This is a genomic window from Methanobrevibacter oralis (assembly GCF_001639275.1).
Lineage (GTDB): Archaea > Methanobacteriota > Methanobacteria > Methanobacteriales > Methanobacteriaceae > Methanocatella > Methanocatella oralis.
Window position 1 is genome coordinate 74447 of sequence record NZ_LWMU01000092.1, and the last position, 24376, is coordinate 98822.

Genomic DNA, 24376 nt, shown 5'->3' on the forward strand with positions numbered 1-24376 from the left:
ATGATTGACATTCAACATGAACGCAATATTACTAATGCTTTAATGTTAGAGTATCTTGATTTGTGGAAAGAATTTGATATTACTAGTGTTGATGATAAAGCAACTAGGAAATATTATAATGAATTAATGGATTTGATTAGTAGTCAATTAGATGAAAGCATCCGATGGATTAATTCAAATGAAGCAAAAGAATACTTCATTAGTGAAGCAAAATACCATGAAAACATTTTCAATAAATTAGAAACATCATGGGATAACATATTAAATGGATCATATGATAATGTTGATGAATTGCTAGATGCCATATATGACAAAGGTAAAGAATTAGGATACAAGGATATGCGAGAACATATCCACTATACTAAAACAGACAAATTAGCATTACAATTTGTCAAAGATTATAATTTTAATTTAATACAAAGAATTGATGATGATGTTAGAAACGAAATAAAAAATAAAATAATTACAGGAATACTATCTGGTGAAAACCCAAACAATATCACTCCTAAAATTTTAAATATAGCTGAAGAAAAATTAACAGACTCTATTTTCACACCACGACAAAGAGCAGTGATGATAGCTAAAACAGAAGTATCAAGAGCACAAAATACAGGAATGTTACAGTCTTATGTGAATGAAGGTTATACTGAAGTTAAAATTTTAACAGCTGAAGATAATAATGTTTGTTACACTTGCTTGACATATGCTTATGAGTTCAACAAGGAATCAGAAGTTACATATGAAAACAGGGGGGAAGAAAAAGTACATAACATTTCTAAATTAATCAAAGGAGGATTATATCCCCCATTTCATCCCCTGTGCCGCTGCACTTATATAAGCGTATGGGAAACTAAAGGAGAACCATCTGATAATCCTATGGTGGTGAATTTAATCCCTAAAAAAATAAACGAGAAAATCACAGAGTTTAAAGATAAATTAAATAGGGATGAAAAGTATAAAAATCTTAAAACTCCTGAAGAAACAGCAGAGTTCTTTGATTTAGAATTTTATGATGATGATAAAAAAATGTTTAAATTCTATGATAGAGATAATGATTTCACTATTTTCATATCAAAAACTGCAACAAAAGGTAAAAATGCATTAATTAGTATGAATAATTCGGGGGAGTTAAGATATGATTTAAAAAAATTGATTAAAACATATTATGATGCACCTGCCATTATGAAAAAAAATAATAAAAGTTTAACTTTCTTAAATCGGAAAGGTCCTGGAAAAGGAGCAACTCTTGGGAAAAATAGAAGGTATCTTAATCCAGAATATGAATATTATGGGGATAATTTCATTGATATTTATTTGAAATCTGGTTTTGATGAAAATACTGATTTTCTCCATAATTTGGGTGGAAGTGATAATATTTATCGAACAATGCTCCATGAAATGGGGCATGGAGTAGACTTAAATGATAAAACAGGATTACACTTATCTACTGACAAAAAATACATAGAAGCATTTAAAAAAGATGGGCCAACATTATCTTCAACATATGCTTTGGAGAGTTATATAGATACAAATTCTTTAGAAGAAGATGTGGCGGAAGCTATAAGTATGGTTTCTTATAAAAATGTAAAAGACAAATCTTCTGCATTAATCCATGTCACTTACCCTATTTATGATAAAAAGGGAAATTTAATTAATATTGAGCAGAAGACATTAAATTATGATGAATGGTGTAAAAAATTTCCTAATCGTGTAAAAGTGATTAAAAAAGCATTAGGTATTTAAACATGATAAATTAATATATAATATGATAATGAGTGGAGATTATGCTTTTAAAAGAATTATTAAAACAATATGATTTAGATTTAGATTTACCCGATTTTATTTTAGAAATTGAAATATCTTCTAAATATTCTAAATCAGAATTATATGTTAAAGATGAAACTTTCATGGAATTCAAAGTTAAACATAGTCATTATTGGGGTGATGTTTTAGTAGCAACATTAATATCTACATTAACTATTGATTTTAATTCAGAATATATAGTGCAAGATACTTTCACTAATGAGAATAATCCACGTAGTTTTGGTGGAACTGCATATACTCTTGATGGAGCCATAGATATATTAAATTAAAATGATTTTTATATTCAATTGATATAATATTATTTATTTGAACATTTTAATAAAGTTTGCTTATATTTTTTGAACACTAATTTTTAAAACATGGGGTTTTAATTTTAACCCCTGAACAATTTAATAATCATCACTAATTTTTTTTAAACAATGGAGGAGTATAAAATCATGCCTTCAATTAATAACTTGAAATCTGAAATAAATGAAGAACTAGCAAGAGATAAAATAATCTTGGAACACATACAACATAGATATGAAGAGGAAGAAAGAAGATTCCAAACTGTTGATGGAAAAATAAATTCCATGATTGCAGTATTAGCCGGAATATTTACTTTACAAGCATCATTGTTTACAATTATATTATCTTCTTTTTCAAAAGTAGAATATTGTTTAATATTTTTATTTGTATTTTCTTTAATATTGTATCTGATCTCAATTTACTATTTCATTAAAGCTTATACATTTAAAAAAGTTTCTGCTACTCCTAAACCTAGTTTCTTAATGGAATTAGGAGCTAATGACGAATCAGAACATGAAATTGTTAAAAATATGATTGGTTTGTATGGTTCATGTGTAGAAGATAATGAGAAAAGCACGGAAAATAAAACTGAAATTGCTAAAAAAGGATTTTCTTTTTTAAGATATGGTGGTTGGGTTACTTTTATTTTCTTTGTTTTTTTAGTATGTACTCTTTGATTTTAAAAGGATATAAAAAAAAGTTTTTTTTATATCCTATTTTGTGTTTTTAGATTTTTTAGCACTTTTGTTGATAAAAACTTTACCATCAGGATTAGCAGGATAAGGATTTTTATCAGATGTTGATTTTTTATTATCAGCCAAAATTATCACCTCCTTTTTTTTATTATATTGTTTTTAATAATTTATTTTCATTTCGCTACTTTAAATTCCACCTGGAAGTATTGTGGTTAAACTGCTACCTCTAAAAAAAATATGAATAAAATAAAAAATATATCATTTTGTGGGATAAAAAAAAGATTATTGCTACTTTTTCATTTTAAAAGAATAGGGTTTAAATCCCTAGTCCCACTCCAAAAAAAAACTAAAAAACTTTTTAAAAAGGATAGTGATTTAAAAATGCCAATACCAATAAGGAAACAATTTACATTGTATGCACCATCCGTAAAAAAAGAATATGAATTAAACGAAGATGGAACACTTACCATTGAAGGGGTAGCTTCAACTACTAATAAAGACCTAACTGGTGATGTTGTACTTCCAGAAGCAATTAATTCTATGAAAAAGCAATTACTATCTACTAGTAAAAATCTCCATGGAGACCATAGGTATGATTTATTCAAAGGAATCATTGGAGCAATAACAGAAGTAATGGATAGTGATGAAAATGCTTTAAAAATTAAAGCAATTATCCGTTCCAAATTTGCAGCAGAGATTAAAGAAATGTTAGACATTGGAATTAATCTAGGTCTTAGTATTGGAGGAGCTATTCAAGACTACACTATTACAAAAGATGGGTGGGAAATAAAAGACATATCTCTTTTAGAAATCAGTTTAACTGGTATGCCTGCTAATTGGGATACATTTGGAACAGTTACTACTAGTAAAGGAATTGTTAAAGCTAAATGTTTAAATGGTGCATGCCATGTTATTCGAAAAAATAATATAAACAGTGATAATATGCAAAGTAATATAACAAAAACAGAAAATAATTCTGAAAATACCCTCACTAAAGAGGATGTAGTAGATTTATTTAATGAGTTAATGAGTGATAAACAAGCAGAAATTACTCGTGAAACTGTAGATCAAGTAAGTAAGGAATTAGAAAGTATTGTGAAAGAACAAGTGGACAAATTAAAAGAAGAATTAAACAAATCCACTAATGAAGAAGACGAAGAAGTGGATAATAAAGATGATGAAGATAATAATGGTTTAAAATCATTAATTGACACTGCTGTTAAATCAGCTATAAAAGGTTCTATGGATTCTCTTTTTAAAGATTTAAAAGAAAATCGTGAACCCGAATTCAAGGTTGATAAATCAATCAATACTGAAGAGACTGGAAGTAATGAATTGAATGAGGATAAGGAAGGTTTAACTAGTAAACAAATTGCTGAAAACCTTTTTAAAAATCAATCTCAGGATGAGTATATTAGATCATTATTAGAATAAATTAATTTTTTTTTGGTGAAATTTTTATGACAACTATAAACGATTTAGAAACAAAAATTGCTTCTCAAAATGAACAATTAGCTATTTTGAATAAAGCATACGCAGATTTGAAAAAAGACATGATGACTACTGGAAATGCACCACAATCTACTCAAATTGCATATTCCTCTATTTTAAAAAGTAAAGTATTTGAAAAAGCACCTTTCTTCAGATTCTTAGAATCTAAAGGACAAGTTGATGATACATTTGCTTCTACTTATGCAGGTTTTTACAAAGAAACTGATAATAGTGCGGCTTCTTGGATTGAGGAAAATGAGGATATTCCTGCAGCTACTGCTTCTAATTATGATGAAGATGTAGATAAAATGAAAACATTGATTCATCCTATTGATGTTTCTTTGATGGCTCAAATGGGTAATAATGCTATTAATATTCTTGCAAGAGAAATAGATAAAGGATTCATTAAAGTAACTAATCAATTAGACAGTACTCTTTTACAAGGTACTGGAACTAGTTCTTCTAAAGATTTTAAAGGATTCACTAAACAAGTAACTACTAATGTTACTGATTTAGCAGGTGGAGCTATATCTGAAGATGCTATTGATGATATGTTAACTAAAATCATTGATGGTAATGGTGGAACTGTTGATTGTTTAGTTACTACTAATGCTGTTGCTAAACAATTAAAGAAACTTGTAGCTCCATACAGAAGATTCAATGATAAATTGGATATTGGATTAGGACATCGTGTTGTTTCTTATGAAGCTCCTAATGGTGCTGAAATCCCTATTCTTATTGATTCTAATTTAAATCAAATTAGCAATAAAGATGTAATGTTATTTGCTGATTCTTCTACTATTGAGGTTAAACGTCTATTAGCTCCTACTTTAATGACTAATTTACCTACTAATAAATTAGGAACTAAAAATGCAGTTGTTTCATTTGCTACTGCTAACAATATTGCTGAGTTCCAAAATGGTATTATTAAAGGTATTGATGCAACTAAAGAAGTTAAATCTCCGTATTATGCTGTGAATACTGGACCATAAAAAATAATTTAATTTTTTTTCTTTCTTTTTAAAAATTGAAAATAAAGGAGGGTTTACTAGAAAAATGACAGATGAATTAAAAGAATCATTAAAAAAACTATTAGAATTAGAATTAGGAATCCCTCTAAACCCAAAAACAGTAAAACAATATGAACCAGATTTTAACGATGATACTTTAATTCTTGATTATTTTCCAATTAATTCTATCACTCAATTAACTATTGATAATAAAAATATAACTGATTACAAATTAATGGAAGAAGTTGGATTAATCTATTTTAACAAGAATCGTGCTGGAAAATTATATGTTGAATACACATATTCTCTAAAAGAAGAAGAATACGATTCATTACTTAATTTAATGGTAGAATATGAAAAGGACACTAGTTTAACTAAACAAGTTTCAAGTATCACAGAAGGTAAACGCTCATTAACTTATGATACAAGCTTAAGTAAAGGAGCATTAATTCAATCATTAATCACAGATTTAAAAAATAAATATTCATGCATTGTGAGAATGATATAAATGTCAATATTTTTTGCTAATGAAGAATTAAAATTATACACTTGCAATACAAGTGAATATGATGATTATGGAAGAAAAACCACATACACTTATCGTGAAACAATACCTTGTGATATGCAACCATACACACCTAGTTCTAGTTTAAAAGAATTTGGTAAAATATTACAAGATACAATTGAAGTATTCATTGATAAAGATGTAACTGTCTATGATACAGATAAAATAATCATCAACGATATTCGCTATGAAATTGTAGGATCTGTTGAAAAATGGAATTTTGGGCCATTAGCTCATAAAAGAATTTTACTTCAAAAATATCGTAAAGGAGAACATTAAAAAAATGGCTAGTAGTTTTAGTATGGATATTAAGTTTAATGATTCTTATTATAAAAAATTAGGTTTAAATAATGAATATGAAAATATTTTAAGTGATTCTGTTGATCATGCTTTACACGATGCAGATACTATTATTAAACGAGAAGTTCCAAGACCTGGTCATGGTAGAGGAAAATATTATGAACCTACTGGTAATTTACAAAGAAGTTTTCGTAAAGTGAAAACTGGTAAACTTAGTGGTATTTTAAGAACTAATGTTTATTATTGGGTTTATGTGGAGTATGGTACTCCTGCACACAAGATTAAAGCAAGAAAAGGCAAAATATTGGTTTTTGAAGGACATGATGGGAAACTAGTTTACACTAAAGAAGTAAGTATTCCAGCCAGGCCTGCTAATCCTTTTGTAAGACGTACTGCTAAAAAAGTTAAACCATTATTTTTGAAATATGTTAAGGAAGCATTTCAAAGAAATGGTATTACAAAATAAATGAATAAGAAAAAAAATGTTTGTGGAGGTTATTTTTGCATGTTTTAGAAAAAAGTTTTTTAGATTTGCTAAGAGGTAATATAAGTATTGTGCCAGATGCGGATGTTTATATTGGTAATAGGTTTTCGCCAGATGATAAAACTCCTGCAGTTATAATTGATTTAGTTGATGAAACTTTTATTAGAAAACATTATATTACATTAGAAGGTGTCCAGTATCTTCGTAAGCTTTATGATGTAGATATATGGATTAATATCTATGCAAATAATGAAGAAGACAGACAATCTATTATAGAGGATGTGACTAATCGCATTCTTCAAGCTGAAACTAATCATTATACAACATGTGCAAATTATAATAAAACCTCATGTAGTGAAACTGGAAACACATGTGAAGCGTTAACTTCAACTAGTGGAAGAGCTAATAAAAAACAATGTCCCGATCTAAATATTTACAAATCTTTTTTTAAACAAAATCATATTCAAAAACAAACATTTAAAATCATAGGAGTAACTAATCTTGATGATTTAAATGTTACAGGACCTGTTTTAAGAACTATTTTTAAACTTAATATGGAATATTATTCGTATTACCCTATTGGAGGAAGAACATTTAACTCTATAAGTATTGATGGAGATTTAATATGACAAAGAAAAATGAAAATAAAAAAACAACTACTGCAAATAAAAATAATAAAATGATGAGTCTTTATGAAGCAGTACAAGAAAATAAAACAGAAAACTTCATTATAATTGGAGCATTAACAAAAGCAGGTTTGATTAACCAGTACATTCATGAAAAAGAAGTGTATTTATCAAAAACAGAAGAAATCAAACCAACAATAACTGACACGGAATTAAATAAAATAATTAAAAATTATACAGGAGAATGAAAACTATGGCGATTACACAAACACCAGGAACCACATATTCTGAAGTAGATACAGACCCACAAGCAAATGGAACTGGAGCAGAAATCCCAATATTTATTGGAATCTCAGGAAACAATAATCCAACACCAGGAGTTCAAAAATTTAAAAAGTATGAGGATGCACGTAAAACTGTATCAGAACATGGTATAGGAACAGATGTTTCAACTAATCCATTATTAGCTGCTCTTAAAGATTTCTTTGAAGAAGCTAAAAAAGTTAATTCTGATGATATTGGAATTCCATATGTATATGTCATTGATTTAGGAGCTCGTGGTAGTGAAGCAACAATCTCATCTGCACCATGGGTAAATGCTATGAAATTAGCTAAAACAGTACAAAATGCAACTATGGAAATTTATGTTGGTTTCAAATCAACAGATACTGCAGCAGATTATCTTGGAATCATGGCTTCAGCAAATCAAAAAATAGAGGAATATGTTAAAATGTGCCAACCAAGAATAGCATATTTCACCGTAGAGAAAGCAACTGACACAGAATTAAAAGAACTTACTAAAAATTCTAACTCAAATTATATTCAAAACAGTAGAGTTGCTTTAATTGAACCGGGACCATTTGGAAAAATTTTAGCAAGAATTGCAACTACAAGATATTCTGAAGAACCGGGACACTATAAATTTAGAAGTGTTAAAGCTGGAGAATTCACTGAAAGATCTAAAGAAGAGGAATTAGAATTACAAAATAGTGGAATAATCTTTGGAAGAGATGAAAAGGCAGGTGCAGATATTTATCCTAAAATTTGTCTTGGAACTTCCACTGCTTTTGCAGAGGATCCGGATTCAAGACCAAAAGATGCGTTATTACATGCAAGAAGAAATGTTGACCAGTTAATTCGTGATGCATATGTTACATTATATCCTCAATTAAAGCGTAACGAAACTGAAGGATATTTATCTTATTCACAAGCAGATGTGGATACTTTAATCAGTAATAAAAAAGATGCTGGAGAAATGAAAGAAGGTACATATTTAGATGTTGCAGAATCAGACATTGACCCATACGACCTGAAAATTACTGGAGAAGCAGTACCTATTAATGCAACTTATAGTATTGGTATTAACATGTATCTTGGAGATGTATAAGAAAAAATATTAGAAAAATAAGGAGTTGAATGATAATATGACAATAACAATAGACCCAGCAGATAACAGTCATTACATGGCTGAAATGAGACTTGACTCTGAAGTACTTGTTTCAAATGAATTTAATGTAGATCTTGGAGAAGATGGTGGTGATCCGAAAACAGTAACTAACAGTATGGATCCAGTACGTTACGGGAGCAGTAAAAATACTGTAAGTTGGGGTGCTAGTGATGTGGATCCAGAATATTATAAAATGTTAATTGAGTATAAACTTAAGAAAAAATTATTCCCCGTAGATGTTTTTGATTTTGGACCTGATGGTGATTATACTCATACTGGAACTTTAAAACATGCTAAAATTACTGAAGTTAATAAAACATTTGGTGATGATGGTTTAAGTATTGAAATATCTGGTGTTGCTTTAGGTTTTGACATGCCTAAATAAATCCCAAGATATTTATTTTTTTTCGGAGGTTTACAAATGGACACAAAACATTTAGATAAACATAATCTAAAAAATAGATTTCCACAAGAATGTGAATTATTACCTTTTGAATATTTAACAGAAAACGAAAAAAAACTAGCTAATAAATGTATAAATCAAGAAACATTAACTGATGAAGAAATAATTCAATTAAAAAAATTATTAGCAGATTACCGTCCATTTTTCAACAGATACAATACTAACAATATTGAAGAAAATATTGACACTAATATAAAAGTTATTAACACTTCACGTGAATTATTACGATTATTAGATGATCCAGACCGTTACAGGTTTGACATGCATTACAAAATAAAAGGACAATTATTCCGTTTAAAACTACGAATGAAACCATTATCAGATAAAGATTACATAGAATTATTAGATGCTCAAACAAGAGTATTCCGTGATTTAACTAAATCAGAAAAAGTAATTTACACTAAAGCAGCTAACAATATACCCTTATCTCCTGAAGAAGAAAAAATGCAACAACATATTCAAGATAAAATAGTTGAAAAACTTGGAGACGTTGATAAAAACAATGATATGATTACTCATTTTTTAATTAACCATGTTGAATTAGTAGGAGATGAAAATTTAGATAAAAACGAACGTGAAACTTTTTGGAAAAACATAGACCTTGGAACACGTGTTCTTATTTATCATAAATGTAAAGAAATTGCTAAAATAGATGAGGAGTTGGAAGTTGATTTATTTCCAGCTATTAGATAATTTTGTTGGAGAAGTTTACTTTAGAGTAAGTAAACATTTACATATTCCTATTTCAGAAGTTATTCGCGGTTTTTATAAACATGATTGGGATATAATAATGCTAATGAGAAGGTATGGTGAAGAAATCAAAATCGAACAAAAAAATATTAAAAAAATGAAAGAACAAGCACGAAAAAATAAGCTTAAAAAATAATAAAAGAATGAGGAGATAAGATGCCATCGTCAACAGAAGAAATTTTACTCACATTAGGAGCAAGAGATAATGCTTCTGATGTTGCAGGTAAAATTGATAGTAATTTTAAAGGAATGGCTAGTAGTGTTTCATCAGCGTTATCTAATATTAATTCTAGTATGATGAATCTAGGTCAAGTTTCAGATAATGTTATGCAAGGATTAAGTGGTAAATCTGCTTTAGATAATATTTTTGGAACTTCATCAAAAGCAGAAACGAATAAAGTTTTACTTAATAACATGACTGAAACTAAAAAAGGTGCTGAAGATTTATATAATACAGTAGATAAAGTAACTGATTCTAGTCTTACTAGTATGCAAGAATTAATTCCTGCAATGAAAGCATTTAAATCTGCTACTGGAGCGTCAGATAAAGAAATGATTAACATTACTGATGACATGGCAAATTTTGGTGCAGCTGTATTAGCACAAACAGGCTCTACTGACTTAGCCCAAGGAGCTATGATGGATTTAAGTAAAGGTATTGGTGGAGCTTTTGCAGCATTAGATCAATATGGTATTACAGAAGAATCGCTCAAAAGAACTGGTTATTGGAATGGTGATGAAAAAGATGTTGAAGGTTTTATGAAAGCTGTTTCAGATGTAACTGGTTCGACTGAAGAGTTAATGGAAACTAATCAGGGTCTTGATGCATTAATTGGAAAATCATTTAGTCGTGCAGGTAAAAAGATGGGTAATGAATTTTTACCTGTACTTAAAGACATTAAAAAAGGATTCCTTGATTTAGATGATGAATTAGGTGGGAATCTTACTGCATCCATGCTTGCTGCAAGTGGTGGGATAGAAATAATGAATCAAGGTTTTTGGAATATTTCTACATCAGTTAATGGTATTAAAGATTTAGCTAATGCACTTGGTTCTGTTAAAGATGGAGCAAAATCTGCATGGGGTATGTTAAATAATCTTAATAAAGCTACTGAAACTACTTCAAAAGTATCTGAAGGGATTCAAATTGTAGGAGATACAACTGATATTAGTGGGGAATTATTCAAAACTCAACAAGTTACTCCTGAGATAAGTGCAGCAGCAGCTCATGCAGGAGCAGGATTTGGTTATTCTGGTACTAGTACTTTAGATGAGATAGAGAAATATGCTGGAACTCAAAAAAATATTGAACCTGACGCATTAAAGTTTTTAGATGATGCTAAAATTTCTAATCAAAAGGTTAATAATGCTAAATTAGATTATATTAAAGATTATGAATCTATGCTTAGTAAAACAAATGAGGCGAGTAAAAGTTTAGATGCTGCTGATGATATTGGTGATGCTGTTGAAGATGTTGCGAAAGTTGGTACATCTGTTAGTGCTGCAGGTCCAGAAATGGCGGCAGCATCTGCAGGTACTGAAGCTGCAGCAGGAGCTACAAGTTTATCAGCTGCTTTTACTTCAATGATTGTTCCTTTATTAGCAATTTCTGCCGTGATTATAATTATGATTCCGATTGTTGCAGTGATTGCTGCTGAAGCAATGTTTTTCTTGAAATTGATGGGAGAATTTATGGAGGCAATGAAATTTGAGGACATTAATTTAGATGGTGCTGTTAATGGTATTAAGTCTATTGCTGAAGCTTTAGCTTGGGTTGGAGTTGCCATGGCTTCAATGACATTCAGTTCAATTATGACTGGTTTAGCAGTAATGACTGGGGGTTTTTTAGGTATAACTGGTCCGTTATCTATTGCTAAAGATGCATTATTAGATGCTTCTAATTTATTAAGTGAGTTAAGCACTGTTACAATTGATCCAAGCATTCCTACCAATCTTAAAAATATTAGTGATAGTTTAATGGCAGTATCATCTGCTATGGGTGCTTTAACATGGACTAATATCACAACTGGTTTTAGTAATTGGATTTCAGGAGCACTTGGATTTAGTAGTGTTACTGAAGGTTTAGATCAAGCAAAAAATGATATTATTAAATCCTCTCAAAAGTTACAAGAATTTTCTAGTTTAACTCCTTTAGATGAAAGTGTTGCTAAAAATATTCAAAATGTTTGTGATAGTCTTGCAAGTGTGGGTGATGCTATGTCTGCTTTACGTAGCATTCGTGATGGTCAAAATTGGGATGATATTTTTGGACAATTAATGGAAGGATTATTTAGAAGTAAAGGAGTAGATATTCAAACTGCACTAACTAATGTTAAACAAGATATTATTGATGCAAGTGTTGCTTTATCACAATTCACTGGTTTAACTGAAATTCCTAAAGATGTAAGTACTAAAATTAAAAGTACTTCTGATACATTAACAAGTGTTGCTGATGCAATGAAATCATTAAGAAGTTTACGTGATGATGTTAATTGGGATGATTGGGTTGGAGGTTTGTTTGGTGGTCAAAATATTAGTCAATCATTATCTCAAATTGTAACAGATATTAGAACTGCTGCAACTTATTTGTCAGGATTATCTAATATTGCAGATATAAGTAAAGATACGACGGGTAAAGTTAAAATGGTGTCTACTGCTTTAGGAAGTGTTTCTGAAGCAGTTAAGTCAATGATGAATCTTCCTTCAATGGAAGGATTTGATAGTTCTATTATTTCAACTGCAGTAACTAATGTTAGAACTTCTGCAGAACAATTAGCTAAACTTAGTGAAGTAACATTAGATGAGGGGGCTACTGGAATTTTAGGCACTATAAATTCAGCTATTACTAGTTTGAAAGATACTTTAACTAATTTTTCAGGGGGTTTTTCTGCTCCAGCAACTAGTATTGGTGCAAGTATTGTTGGAGGAATTAAATCAGGATTATCTCCATTAACAGGAACTGTTACATCTTCTGTTAGTACTGCTACTAGTTCAGCAGCAAGTGCTGGTTGGACTGGAGGAGTAAGTATTGGAACTTCAACAACAAATGGTTTTAAATCAACGTTAAATCTTCATACAGTAATGTCTACTGAGATGGGTTATGTTAAAACCGCAGTGGATAATGGAATAACTGCTGCAAAAACTGCAGCTGAACATGGTGCTGAAGAAGTAGTTGAAGCATTTAAAAGTGGAATTAATGTTGGTTCTCCAGGAGATATTGCAAGAACAATGGAACAAGAATTATTATATACAAAAGATTTTATTATAGGTGCAGGATATTTTTTGAAAAATGCAAGTTACAGTCTTGCTAAATCTATTGTTGATAGTTTTGGAAATCCTGAGTTAAGTGTTGGTGATTCTTTTAATTTAAGCAATTTAAGTGGTTTATCTACAAGTATTAGTCATGCTCCAATTGGTGGTGGAATAAATAAGTCAATTACTTTATTGGTTCAAGAAGGAGCAGTTATTATTGATGCAAGAAATAAAACTGAACAAGAAGCAAAACAAATAGGAATTGCTATATTGGAAAGTTTTGATTCTATTACAGATATAGATGTCTCTGGAGGTTAAATAAAATGGGGATGTATGATGATATAGTAACTGGTGTAAGTGAAAATATTGAAATAATGGGTTATCCCTTTTTTGCTGAAAATATTACAGGGGATGAACCTTTTAATCGTAGAGAATATAATCGTAATAGTATTCTTTCAGGAACAGAACATGTAACTCGAGGAAAGTATATTAGTCGTAGTTACAGTTTCACTACTACTATTTACCATCCAACTGGAAGACCAGATGCACATGATAAAATACTAAAAGAAATCATGTCTAAACCAGTAACAATAATATCCCCATATATGGGTGGAACTTTTAAAGCTGAAGTAACTTTTCAAAGAAGTTTTGAAGAAGCATCACCTAATCATTATAAGTTAGATGTTACTGTAAATGAAATTCCAGGATCGAAATCTAATATTCCTGGTGAAAATTTCATTGTTCCATCTCCTAAAAAGATTAAAGTTAAAAATAGTAAAAAAGTTATTTCTAAAAATAAATTGAATTCAAAGAAAAAGAGGTCATAAAATCATGACTAAAATAGTTCGTTCAGGATTAGAAGTATATAAAACAAAAGATTCTAATAAAGAAGAAATAACTAAAAAAGAAGATTCAGAAGGATTTGTATTTCAAAATGGAACTGCAACAGAAATATCATATTATGCAGATATGTATGAAAATAGTTTTGAATATGATTATGAAGATATTTCAAGCAATGCTCAGGTTTCTTTTCCAAATGTGGATTCTTCTAAGTTTTATAAAGGAAAAAGAGTATGTTTAAAGAAAGCGTATAATCCTAAAAAATGGGGCGATTTAAAAAATTGTTTGACTGGTTTTATCACTGAACAAACATATTCAATGGATAAAGTGGAATTAAAAATTAGTGGTATGACTAAATTATTAGAAAAAAAATATGAATTTAATTTTACTAAAACTAAACGATCCATAGTTGTTAAAAAAATTATTGAAACAGCTGGTTTGAAAGCAAATGTTAATGTTAAAGGTTTGAAAGATGATGTGATTGATTATACTAATGTTTCAAGTAGTAGTTCAACTGGAAGTAGTGGAGACGCAGATATTGATGCTAAAGTTAAAGAAATTATAGGTAATGAAACAGATGAGTTAAAAAAAGCAAAATTAATTCATCAATGGTTAAGTACTCATAATAAATACAAAGGTTATGAATGTAGTCAAAAATCTACTCCAGGTGAATGTTTAAAAAGTTTAAAAAACAATTGTGCGGATACTAGTAGATTAACATGTGCTATGTTTAAAAGTGCTGGTTTAAATGCAACAATAATTCATGGAGCATATCATTTTTGGACAGTTGTAACAATTAAAGGTAAAGAATATGCATCTGATGCTACTCATAATGGAAGACCTTTCAATAAAGTATGGAAAGGATTAAGCACTGGAAAAAAATGTGGAGACACACCTGATTGTTAAAAAAAAGATGAGGGGAGGAATAACATTGGCAAATATAATTCTAGGTTGTGACAGTAATGGAGTAAATGATAAAAAATGTCGTGATACTGTTGCAAAAATATTAAAAAAAGCAGGACATACTGTGGAAGTTTTACCTATTGCTCCAGGACCATTTGCAGATGCATCATACTCAAAATCAAATAAAGGTAAAATTGGTGTGTATCTTATAGCTGCAGGTATTACATCAATTGCTGATGCTTATGATGGGAATATTTCATTTAAATACACTTATTTTGGTATAAGAGGAGATTTAGGAAATTCTCGTATGAGTTCAATGAAGGATTTTAAAACTAAACCTATTAGTAAAGATAAGCCTGGTGATTGTATAAGTAAATCATGTAATAAACTTGCAGGAAAAACATTTCCTCAAATGAATGAGATTATAAAATCGAAATGCAATGTGACTTTTGGCACTACTCCTGAAGAAATTGGAAATAATCTTGTTAAAGCTATTGGAGGTTCAAACAATATTAATTCTAGTTCTGATAAGGATTCAGTTTCAAGTATTAAAGAAGCATTAAAAGAAGTGTTGTCAGGATGGGATGGAGATGTGGAATGTTTTGTTCGTGAAGATACGGTATATGTGAGGAAAATTAAAGATCCTTCAACTGCAAAATTAGAAATTATTGAATCGAAAAATGTGATTTATGATTCTGTTAGTGTTACAGATGTTAATCCTTCAACTGTGAATTCTTTAAAAGTTAATTATAAAAACAGGGTCATTGTTATTGAAGATAAAAATTTGCAGAAACGTTTTGGGAAAATAGAATCACAAGTTAGTGCAAGTAATGTTAAATCAATGAAAGAAGCTGAAAGTTTTGCTAGAACTGAATGGAATAAATTACGAAGAGATAATGGACATATATTAGAAGTTAAAGTTATAGGTCATACAAAATGGAAAGCAGGAGCATGGTGTCGTGTTTATTTACCGTCGTTTAGTATTGATGATTATATGTACATTACTAAAATGTCTCAAGAAGATAGTGATGGTGATTGGATTTGTAGTTTAACATTAAGAGATTATCCTCCAAGCTTAGGAGAACCAAAAAAAGAGTCTGGGGAGGAAAATACTAAATGAAAAGAATAGATAATATTACTGCAACTCAAGGAAGACTTAAACAAGCTTACGATAAAGGTTTAGGTAAATTAGTTCAAAATGATATTTCAAAAACAGTGAACAATATTGTAAAAGACACACGAATAAATACGGGAGTTATAACTAAATTCTATCCTTACTTGGATAAAGCAGAAGTTAAATTATCAAACGATAAATTAATTCTTTGTAAAATTTTACATCGTTATGGAGGGGAATTAATTGATTATTATACTCCTACAGGAGAGGAAGATTACTGTATAAAACTAAAAGAACCTTGTATACTTCCAAGAGAAGAACTAAACTGTTTAATAATAAATATTAACGACAATACAGAAGAATATTTATTATTAGGTTTCTATGAACCAAATGAATTGATAGGAATAAGTCCTGCAACTCAAGGAAACATGAAACTAATAACAAGGGGTGGAACAAATCAATTTTACATTAAATTTGGTTATGATGGCTTGAAAATTTCTTCTATAGACAAACCAGAAACTATTGTAGGTGAAATAGAAAATGAATCTGTAAAACTAGAATATGTTAATAAAGAAGAGGTTTATACAAAAAAAGAAATTGACAACATACTAAATTCTGGAATACATAATATTGATTTTTTAGCTAATCTGGATAATATTATTCAAGAATTAATAAATTATGGAGCATAAATTATGACTACTATAACAGAATTGTATAATCATTTAAAAACCTTGTGTAGGCAATGGTTTTACACTAAAATAGAAACTAATAATTTATTAAATCAAAAATCTGATTTAAACCATAGTCATGATGAAAAATACTTTGTTAAATCTCAAGTTTACAATCGTAGTGAAACTGATTTAGTAATTAGTAATGCAATAGGTAATCTTGAATTAGTTAAAGTAGTTAATGAGTTGCCAACTATTAATATTAATACTAAAGTATTGTATTTCTTACCAAATTCTAACGCTACTAGTTCTAATAAGTTTGATATTTATGTAAGGGTTAATGGTGCATGGGAACAAGTAGATAGTCTTAATATAAGTTTAGAAAATTATTATAAGAAAAATGAAGTTAATAATTTGTTAATTACTAAATCTGATGTTAGTCATAATCATGATGAGCGTTATTATACTGAGTCTGACATTGATGAGTATGTATTATCTTTGCGAAATTATGAACTTTATCAATTGAATAGTAGCATAGATATTTTGTATAATGATTTGTTTATAGAAGTAGTTGTTCATCAGTTGTCTAATGTTGGTTCAGGAGATCTTCCAAAAAGTTATGTCTTCACTATTCCTTCTAAGTATGTTCCTATGTATGCAGTTACTGTTCCTGTTTATAATATGAAGAATGGTGTTCCTTTTGGTCATATAAGATTAAATAAAAATGGAGAGTTAACACTTTTTGTAACTCAACGCACTTATACTGCTAGTGGTGGTACAACTGTTTATGGTACATTGTTTTATCCTCGTAAACCTGCTATTCCACCTATTGTTATTCTTTGTGATTCTCTTGATTTATTTAATAGTGGGCAATTAGTTACTCTAGCTGGTAAAACTGGTATTACAGGTAATAATATGTATTTGAAGAATCCTATTTCTTTGCCTGTGGGTTGTTCTATTGAATTTGATGTGTATCAAAGTAATAATAATAGTAGTTATATTGATATTCATCTTGGTGCTAATAATAGTGTTCATTCAATGATTGGAGTGAATTCTGTTGGTAAATTTGAATTTTATAAAGGTTTTAGTGGTAATTGGAGTATAAATAGTGTTTCTCCGTTTTCAATTCCTAGAAATCAATGGGTGCATGTTAAATATCTTATTGATGAAAATGGGTTGTTTACTGTTGAGTATGATGGACAGAGTTATTCAAAAGAATTAGAAGTAAATAATGTTTTAACTTATTTAAATATTCCTTCAAATTCTTCTGCAATTAGAAATATTATAATTACTGAATTATAAAAAAAAATGAAGGGGTAATACCATGTTAAAAATAGATACTGAAAGTGATGATTATAGATTTTTCAAAACATTAAATGAAGATGTAAAATTAAAACCTGATGAATACAATCGTTGGGATATCCTCTTTGAAAATAAAGACTATAAAAATGTAACTGGAAACGAAAGTTTGATTAATGCAATTTGTATTGCAATAATGACTCGTTATCAAGAATTAACGAATACATTATATTCTAATTTTGGTTGTAGGGCTCATGAACTAATTAAAGCTAACCAATCAGAAATGGTGAGATATAAAATTGAATTATTCATAGAAAATGTTCTTGAACAAATGCGTAGAATAAAAGAAATCAATTGGATTAATGTTACTGAATATGAATCAGGGAAATATAAAGTAATTTTTAAGGTTAAAAGTATTAGTGATAGTTTTGTTGAAGGAAGTGTAACTCTATGAATTATATTCCTAAAGAATATGAAGAAATTTTTGAGCAAATGTTAAATGATTCATTAGAAAAAGGTTTAATTTCTCATGCTGAAGAGTTTCCATCATTTATTGCGAATAAAGAAGATATTAGTAATTATTATGTGATGGATAAATCTGTGATAGCTGAAATGTTTAGTATTGTTTATGAAGATATTACTAATGTTTATAATAGTATAAATATTGAAATAGCTGAAGGGGAAGATTTAGATAATATTGGGGCTATTGTTGGTGTTCCACGACCTCAAGCAACTTATGCTATGTGTGAATTATTATTTACATTTTCAGGATCTGATGAAGAAGATATTCTTATTAGTGATGAGGTAATAGTTGCAACTCAAAATAATATACAATACAAGTTACTTGAAGAAATTTATATTCCTGTTGGAAGTCAAGAATGTACTGTTCCAGCAATAGCAGTAATTCCAGGAGTAGATAGTAAAGTTATTGAAAATACTTTAACCAATATTCTTTCTGATTTAAGTATTAATTTAACATGCACTAATCCACAATCTAGTAGTGGTGGAAGTGAAGCATATGATGATAATGAGTATAGACAATTATTAATGAATTGGACTAAAATTCGATTAAAAGGTTCACAAGAAGCATATGAAAATTATTTTAATAATCTTGATGGTATTGATGGTTATAAATTAATTCCGAATTGGGATAGTACTGGAACTATTAAAATTGTTGTTGATCCGGGGTTTCCTTTTTTATTAAATAAAATTTATGATGAATTACAATCTAATGTTGCTCAGTATAGTGAGGATATAACTGTTTTTGCTCCAACTAAAAAATATATTGATATTTATGCTGTTGCTAGTGTGAATATTGATAGGATTAATCCATTTTCAAGTAGTGAAAAAGAAATTATTTCACAAAAAATTAAAACAGGGATCAAAACTTTCATTGATGGAGGTTATTGTACTGATGGATCATATTATCAGGGTTTATTGATTGGGGAGGATTTTATTCCTCATAAATTAGCTGTTTTTTTAGATAATGAAATTAATGAATTAAAAAGCATTTCTTTTGATTTTCCTGAAAATTTTATTGAAATTTTAGATGAAGAAATTGGTGTAAGTAACAATATAACTATTGAGATGATTTAAAATGCCAGAAGACAGTTTAAAAAAACTTTTGAATAAATATCCTTATTTTTTAGATAAAAGGGAAATATCAAATTTTTATAAAAGTCAAAGTGTAACTAATAATCAATTTAAAAATGTGTACAATGATTTAAATAAATGTTATGAAAGTTTTCATATAAATAAACGAGTACTAATCTGGAGAGAACAATTTGAACCTTACAATTATATAATGCATTTTGTTGTAAATTATCCTGAAATGAAAACAATAAAAATTTATCAAAATGAGACTCTAATTCATGAAAAAACTTATTCTGAAAATATTAATAATAATTCATTCTTTTTTAATTATGAAAGCACAACAATCATTGAAGAAGATGATGTTGAAGCCGAAATAATTCCGAGTGATACTTTCATAGTTATTGTTGAAACATTTAATGAAATAATTATTAAAAAAGGTTTCCCCGAAAATGATACTCAATTAAATAATGAATTTGATCATGATTATAGTCTTGATAAATTTGGATTACTTAATAACATTCCAAGAAAAACATACATAACAGTAGAAAGTGATTATTATCCAAATACTGAACCTCCTTTTAATACACAATTAACTGAAGATGATTATCATTACATGAATAGAATACTTACTTATACTATTAAATTGCACAACATACCATTACCAGTTTTAGAATTATGGAAAACTTATAGTATTGATGCTGTATTAGTTAATCGTGAAAAATTACTTCTTAAAATGTTTAATATAAAACAACATGATTTTAATGAAGAAACGGATGGTAAAAATACTCAATTAATAGTTAATGAGTGGGTAGCTGAAAAATGGGAGCATAAAGATAAATTTTGTGATAATGCTTTGGATTTAGGATTGTATTTCTTTGTCATTCCAAACACAACTAATCCTGTGATTAATCAAGATGTTGCTTTTTCATTCATGTTTTTAAATAGTTTAGGTGAATCGATAGAATCAGATTACACTATTGATATTAATTTAAATAATAATCTTATTGAAGTAGATTATGATAGTAAAAATTATATTGCAAACTATGATATTTTAGATGAAGCAAATTTAAATCATTTTAATTTCATTGCTAAAAACAGTTTAGGTGAGATTATAGCTGAAGAAATGATTATTATACGAGTAAAAGGTTGTAATAATGGAGATTGGTATGTTAATGAAGAAACTGGAAATGATAATAATAATGGATCTAAAAATACTCCGTTTAAAACATTAGAAAAAGCAATAAATAGTGTTAATGGTTTAGCTAATCTTATTGTTGTTGAAGGAAATGTTAATATAGTGGGGGATGTTTTAATTAAAAAATCCTGTACTATTTTGGGTTGTTCAAATGGACAAATAACAACTCAATTCCCAGCTTTTTTCCAAATTCAAGGAGCTCATGAATTACAATTATCATTAATTAATATTAATTTAAAATATTCCACAGCCAATTTTTTTTGTCAACATGTTATTTTCACGAATCAAAATAATGAAGAATACAATTATGAAACCGTGAAAATATTAAAAGGATACTCAAAACTCACAATGACTTTAGACAAAGACGCTTATAGTAGTGATGAAGAAATTACAATAAATACCACATTAACAGATGAAAATAATCAAGAAATTAATAATGCAGTTATAAAAACATATGTGGATGATGAATTACAAGAAATGTGGTGAAAAAACAATGCCTTATGAGAAAAAAATTAAGATAAAAAAAGAAGGTCAACACATTATCAGACAAGATTTTCTTGGAATGGATTTGTATTTTATGGATTCAAAATCGGTGAATGTAACAATAAATACTCCAATCATTCCAAATAATATTCAATTAACAAGCAATATAAATCAAGGTGAATATGGAGCAGAATATGTTTTATCAGCTATAGTAACGGATAATGAAGATTTGCCTATTAATAATTACTTAGTTCATTTTTATAAAAACAACACATTATTGGGAACTTCAAGAACTAATATTGAAGGTATTGCAATATTAAATAATGTTATTGTTGATGAGGTCTCTGAATTTCATGTAAAATATGGTGATAAAACAAGTAATACAGTAATTATTACAGCTATTGTTCCACAAGATATAATTTTAACTCATATTTGTAATAATATGACATCTAGTGGAACTACAATATTTAAAGCAGTTTTAAAAGGGTCTAATAATAATGTTATGCAAGGCAAACAAATACAATTTTATAAAGGAGAAGAATTACTTGGAAGCACTATTACAGACAATAATGGTGAAGCTTTATTCACATACTTTAATATTAATGGAAATATTTCCATCACTGCAAAATATGAAGACTTAGAAAGTAATTCTCTTAAAATTGATTATCCTCATTTTATAATATTAGAAAGTAATAATTCAAGAGCTTTATTAAATAATAATGTTTACTTAACTGCTAAATGTTATGATACTCAAAATAATATTTGTAAAAATATTCCATTAGAATTTTATAATCAAGATCTATTTTTAAAAAATGTTACTACTTCTGATAATGGTGAAGCTAAACTTGTTTATAAAGTAACAACTAAAGCAGATCTTTCGTTTAATGTTAAATTTCAGAGTGTTGTGAGTAATAATTTACTAATTAATTATGAAGAACGATATTTAACTACTTGGCATATGCGAAGTAATAAATTTGCTCAAGATAATACTAGGGTTCATATTTTTTTCACTGCATTAGATCAAACTTTAACTCCATTTTCAGGACATGTTTTTTCATATACTTATTATGGTTTATTGATGGAGGGTTATGATCCAGTTTCAGTTAATCCTAAACAAACAGATCCGACAAGTCATTTAGGTTTGTCTGAGATAAGTGGAGTGATACATGATATTCAGAATATGGGTTCAATAGTTACATGTAATAATAGGAACTTACAAGTTCATGAAAGGGTTGTGTTGAATTCTAATTTGGCAACTAAAATAGAATTATCTTCGGATATTATTAAAGCATCTGAAGGAGAAAATATTACTTTTGTCATTACTCTTTATAAAAGTTTAGAGAATAATGTATTTGTTAAGTTGCCTAATACTACTGTGAAATTATTATTATGGGGAACTGAACTTATACATGAAGGTAAAACTAATAATAATGGTGAACTTACAGTTACAATGCCTTATACTTCGTTAAAAGATTACTATGGTGAAGGTAAATTATCATTCATTGCCACATCAAATTCTATGAATTATCCATATAGTAATGTGGTTAGCATCACCCAAAAAATAGAATAAAAAAATGTAAAAAAGGAGTTCTTTTTTTTATGACTGAAAATTGTAAATATTTTAGGCATGAACCAGATTATACGCCAAATAACTTTGATATTTATATGGATTATACTGGTATACCATCTAACATTCCAAAAGAAAATGCGAATGATTTAAAAAATAGATTGCAAAAAACCATGCCTTTAACAAAGAAAATTCATTTAAATTTAGAAACTGAAACTATTCAAAAAAATAATGTGTTTGATATTCACACATTATTGAAAATAGATAATAAAAAGGTGAAATTAATATGATTAACATAAAAGGAACTTATAATATTTCTTTTAAATTCCAAAACATGTTTTTAAATGAAGAATTTATTGTCTCTGGTGAAAATATTATAACTTTATTAGGAGAATCTTTTTTTCTTAACAGAGCAATAAATGAATATTTTTCTCCAATTCAATATATTGTTATTGGTGATGGGATAAATAAACCTAAAAAAACAGATTTTACTTTAGGACATGAAACTAGTAGGAAAAAGTGCATAACCAAAGTTGATTTGCAAAAAAAGCAAATACTTTTAATTGGTTCTTTTAATGTATCTGAAATGATTGGAACTACTGAGATAGGCACAAGTAATGGTGATATTCTTATTAGTCATGATGTTTATGATAAAATAGATGAGTCATTTCTTAATCCAAGTGTTGGGGATATTAGGGTTGAATATGGTTTTCAATTATCAACAGGTAGTCTAAAAGGAGATTGGAGTGAATCTGAAAACAACACTTATTATTCTTATGAACCAAACGAAGTCATTGGAGTTATTGAAGATGGAAAAAGTGGTTATAAAAATGTTAACTCTTTAAATGAATTAGTTAATGGTTCTTATTATTATGATTTAACCACTAAAAATTTGTATATTAAAACTACTAATGCATTGTCTCCAAATTATCATGAAATCATTGTGCAGGTGAGATAAATATGAGTAAAAAATGTAAACCGAAGTATAGTTTTAGACAAAAAATATTTATATTAAATGTGACTAAAATAGTAATATGAGTAGAAATGCTTATATTAATAAAGATATCCCACTTTCTAAAATTCATGAAGTTAAAGCTGATTTAAAGCATTACATAGAATTTTATGAGAAAATAACATTCATTGAAGATATATATGCTGGTGAAACAGTAAAATATGCTATAGAGAAACGTGGAAAAACAATTCCAACTGGTCATGCATGGTTAAAAGCTTGGAATGAAAAAGGATTTGATGGATTACTCAGAAAAAAAGGATCTGGACGAAAAACAAAATTAACTGAAAATCAATTCAAACAACTAAAAGAAAACATTATAAAAAAACAATTAACAAGTGTTCGTGAAGTAAAACATGAAATAATCGAAGAATTTGGTGTAGTTTATAGTGATAGACAAATTCGACGCATTATGAAAAAATTAGGCTTCGGATATGGAAAACCTTATGTCATACCTGCAGAAGCTCCAAAAAATGCCTCAAAACAGTTAAAAAAAACACAGAAAAAATA

27 protein-coding genes are annotated in these 24376 nt (G+C 28.5%); all 27 read left to right on the top strand.

Going from position 1 to position 24376, the window contains the following annotated elements:
- Window positions 1-1743 (top strand): phage minor head protein, encoded by a 1743-nt coding sequence (locus tag MBORA_RS07955; protein WP_063720508.1) that lies wholly within the window; start codon window positions 1-3, stop codon window positions 1741-1743.
- 41 nt (window positions 1744-1784) lie between these two features.
- Entirely contained in the window at window positions 1785-2093 is a 309-nt protein-coding gene (locus MBORA_RS07960) for a hypothetical protein (RefSeq protein ID WP_042693451.1), read from the top strand.
- A 168-nt stretch (window positions 2094-2261) separates the two neighbouring features.
- Window positions 2262-2789, top strand: coding sequence for a hypothetical protein (locus MBORA_RS07965; protein WP_042693449.1), 528 nt, complete (start codon window positions 2262-2264; stop codon window positions 2787-2789).
- 399 nt (window positions 2790-3188) lie between these two features.
- The gene (locus tag MBORA_RS07970; RefSeq protein WP_042693447.1) at window positions 3189-4241 is read left to right on the top strand and encodes an HK97 family phage prohead protease; all 1053 of its coding nucleotides are present in this window, start codon (window positions 3189-3191) and stop codon (window positions 4239-4241) included.
- 26 nt (window positions 4242-4267) lie between these two features.
- Window positions 4268-5290 carry an SU10 major capsid protein gene (locus tag MBORA_RS07975; RefSeq protein ID WP_042693446.1) on the top strand — a complete coding sequence of 341 codons (1023 nt, stop codon included), beginning with the start codon at window positions 4268-4270 and terminating at the stop codon, window positions 5288-5290.
- Window positions 5291-5354: 64 nt separating this feature from the next.
- Window positions 5355-5816, top strand: a complete 462-nt coding sequence (locus MBORA_RS07980; RefSeq protein ID WP_042693445.1) for a hypothetical protein — start codon at window positions 5355-5357, stop codon at window positions 5814-5816.
- On the top strand, window positions 5817-6152 hold the full coding sequence (locus MBORA_RS07985) for a hypothetical protein (RefSeq protein ID WP_042693443.1): 336 nt from the start codon (window positions 5817-5819) through the stop codon (window positions 6150-6152). It abuts the gene before it with no gap.
- Between the two features lie 4 nt (window positions 6153-6156).
- Complete coding sequence (locus tag MBORA_RS07990; protein WP_052331810.1) at window positions 6157-6639, top strand: HK97 gp10 family phage protein; 483 nt, start codon at window positions 6157-6159, stop codon at window positions 6637-6639.
- A gap of 35 nt (window positions 6640-6674) precedes the next feature.
- A complete protein-coding gene (locus tag MBORA_RS07995) occupies window positions 6675-7286 on the top strand; it encodes a hypothetical protein (RefSeq protein WP_042693442.1) in 612 nt (203 codons plus the stop codon).
- Window positions 7283-7531 carry a hypothetical protein gene (locus MBORA_RS08000; protein ID WP_063720510.1) on the top strand — a complete coding sequence of 83 codons (249 nt, stop codon included), beginning with the start codon at window positions 7283-7285 and terminating at the stop codon, window positions 7529-7531. Before MBORA_RS07995 ends, MBORA_RS08000 begins: the two co-directional genes overlap by 4 nt.
- Window positions 7532-7536: 5 nt before the next feature.
- Entirely contained in the window at window positions 7537-8670 is a 1134-nt protein-coding gene (locus MBORA_RS08005) for a hypothetical protein (RefSeq protein ID WP_042693438.1), read from the top strand.
- Window positions 8671-8707: 37 nt separating this feature from the next.
- Complete coding sequence (locus MBORA_RS08010; RefSeq protein WP_063720512.1) at window positions 8708-9115, top strand: hypothetical protein; 408 nt, start codon at window positions 8708-8710, stop codon at window positions 9113-9115.
- A gap of 36 nt (window positions 9116-9151) precedes the next feature.
- Entirely contained in the window at window positions 9152-9886 is a 735-nt protein-coding gene (locus MBORA_RS08015; protein ID WP_063720513.1) for a hypothetical protein, read from the top strand.
- A complete protein-coding gene (locus tag MBORA_RS08020; protein ID WP_042693434.1) occupies window positions 9861-10079 on the top strand; it encodes a hypothetical protein in 219 nt (72 codons plus the stop codon). The genes MBORA_RS08015 and MBORA_RS08020 overlap by 26 nt, the downstream gene beginning before the upstream one ends.
- Before the next feature lie 20 nt (window positions 10080-10099).
- Window positions 10100-13513 (top strand): hypothetical protein, encoded by a 3414-nt coding sequence (locus MBORA_RS08025; RefSeq protein ID WP_042693432.1) that lies wholly within the window; start codon window positions 10100-10102, stop codon window positions 13511-13513.
- A gap of 11 nt (window positions 13514-13524) precedes the next feature.
- Window positions 13525-14022, top strand: coding sequence for a hypothetical protein (locus tag MBORA_RS08030; RefSeq protein ID WP_147659490.1), 498 nt, complete (start codon window positions 13525-13527; stop codon window positions 14020-14022).
- A gap of 4 nt (window positions 14023-14026) precedes the next feature.
- A complete protein-coding gene (locus MBORA_RS08035; RefSeq protein WP_063720514.1) occupies window positions 14027-14941 on the top strand; it encodes a transglutaminase-like domain-containing protein in 915 nt (304 codons plus the stop codon).
- A gap of 25 nt (window positions 14942-14966) precedes the next feature.
- Window positions 14967-16058 carry an XkdQ/YqbQ family protein gene (locus MBORA_RS08040; RefSeq protein WP_042693427.1) on the top strand — a complete coding sequence of 364 codons (1092 nt, stop codon included), beginning with the start codon at window positions 14967-14969 and terminating at the stop codon, window positions 16056-16058.
- Window positions 16055-16741 carry a hypothetical protein gene (locus tag MBORA_RS08045; RefSeq protein WP_042693425.1) on the top strand — a complete coding sequence of 229 codons (687 nt, stop codon included), beginning with the start codon at window positions 16055-16057 and terminating at the stop codon, window positions 16739-16741. Before MBORA_RS08040 ends, MBORA_RS08045 begins: the two co-directional genes overlap by 4 nt.
- Window positions 16742-16744: 3 nt before the next feature.
- Window positions 16745-18022 carry a hypothetical protein gene (locus MBORA_RS08050; RefSeq protein ID WP_042693423.1) on the top strand — a complete coding sequence of 426 codons (1278 nt, stop codon included), beginning with the start codon at window positions 16745-16747 and terminating at the stop codon, window positions 18020-18022.
- Between the two features lie 22 nt (window positions 18023-18044).
- Window positions 18045-18473 carry a GPW/gp25 family protein gene (locus MBORA_RS08055; RefSeq protein WP_042693422.1) on the top strand — a complete coding sequence of 143 codons (429 nt, stop codon included), beginning with the start codon at window positions 18045-18047 and terminating at the stop codon, window positions 18471-18473.
- The gene (locus tag MBORA_RS08060; RefSeq protein ID WP_063720516.1) at window positions 18470-19615 is read left to right on the top strand and encodes a baseplate J/gp47 family protein; all 1146 of its coding nucleotides are present in this window, start codon (window positions 18470-18472) and stop codon (window positions 19613-19615) included. Before MBORA_RS08055 ends, MBORA_RS08060 begins: the two co-directional genes overlap by 4 nt.
- A gap of 1 nt (window position 19616) precedes the next feature.
- Window positions 19617-21293 (top strand): DUF1565 domain-containing protein, encoded by a 1677-nt coding sequence (locus MBORA_RS08065; protein WP_042693418.1) that lies wholly within the window; start codon window positions 19617-19619, stop codon window positions 21291-21293.
- A 7-nt stretch (window positions 21294-21300) separates the two neighbouring features.
- On the top strand, window positions 21301-22860 hold the full coding sequence (locus MBORA_RS08070) for a hypothetical protein (RefSeq protein WP_156482710.1): 1560 nt from the start codon (window positions 21301-21303) through the stop codon (window positions 22858-22860).
- 29 nt (window positions 22861-22889) lie between these two features.
- Window positions 22890-23147 carry a hypothetical protein gene (locus MBORA_RS08075; RefSeq protein WP_042693415.1) on the top strand — a complete coding sequence of 86 codons (258 nt, stop codon included), beginning with the start codon at window positions 22890-22892 and terminating at the stop codon, window positions 23145-23147.
- Window positions 23144-23815 carry a hypothetical protein gene (locus MBORA_RS08080; RefSeq protein WP_063720518.1) on the top strand — a complete coding sequence of 224 codons (672 nt, stop codon included), beginning with the start codon at window positions 23144-23146 and terminating at the stop codon, window positions 23813-23815. The genes MBORA_RS08075 and MBORA_RS08080 overlap by 4 nt, the downstream gene beginning before the upstream one ends.
- Before the next feature lie 76 nt (window positions 23816-23891).
- The coding region (locus MBORA_RS08085) for a helix-turn-helix domain-containing protein (protein ID WP_063720519.1) at window positions 23892-24376 on the top strand (485 nt) is incomplete at its 3' end.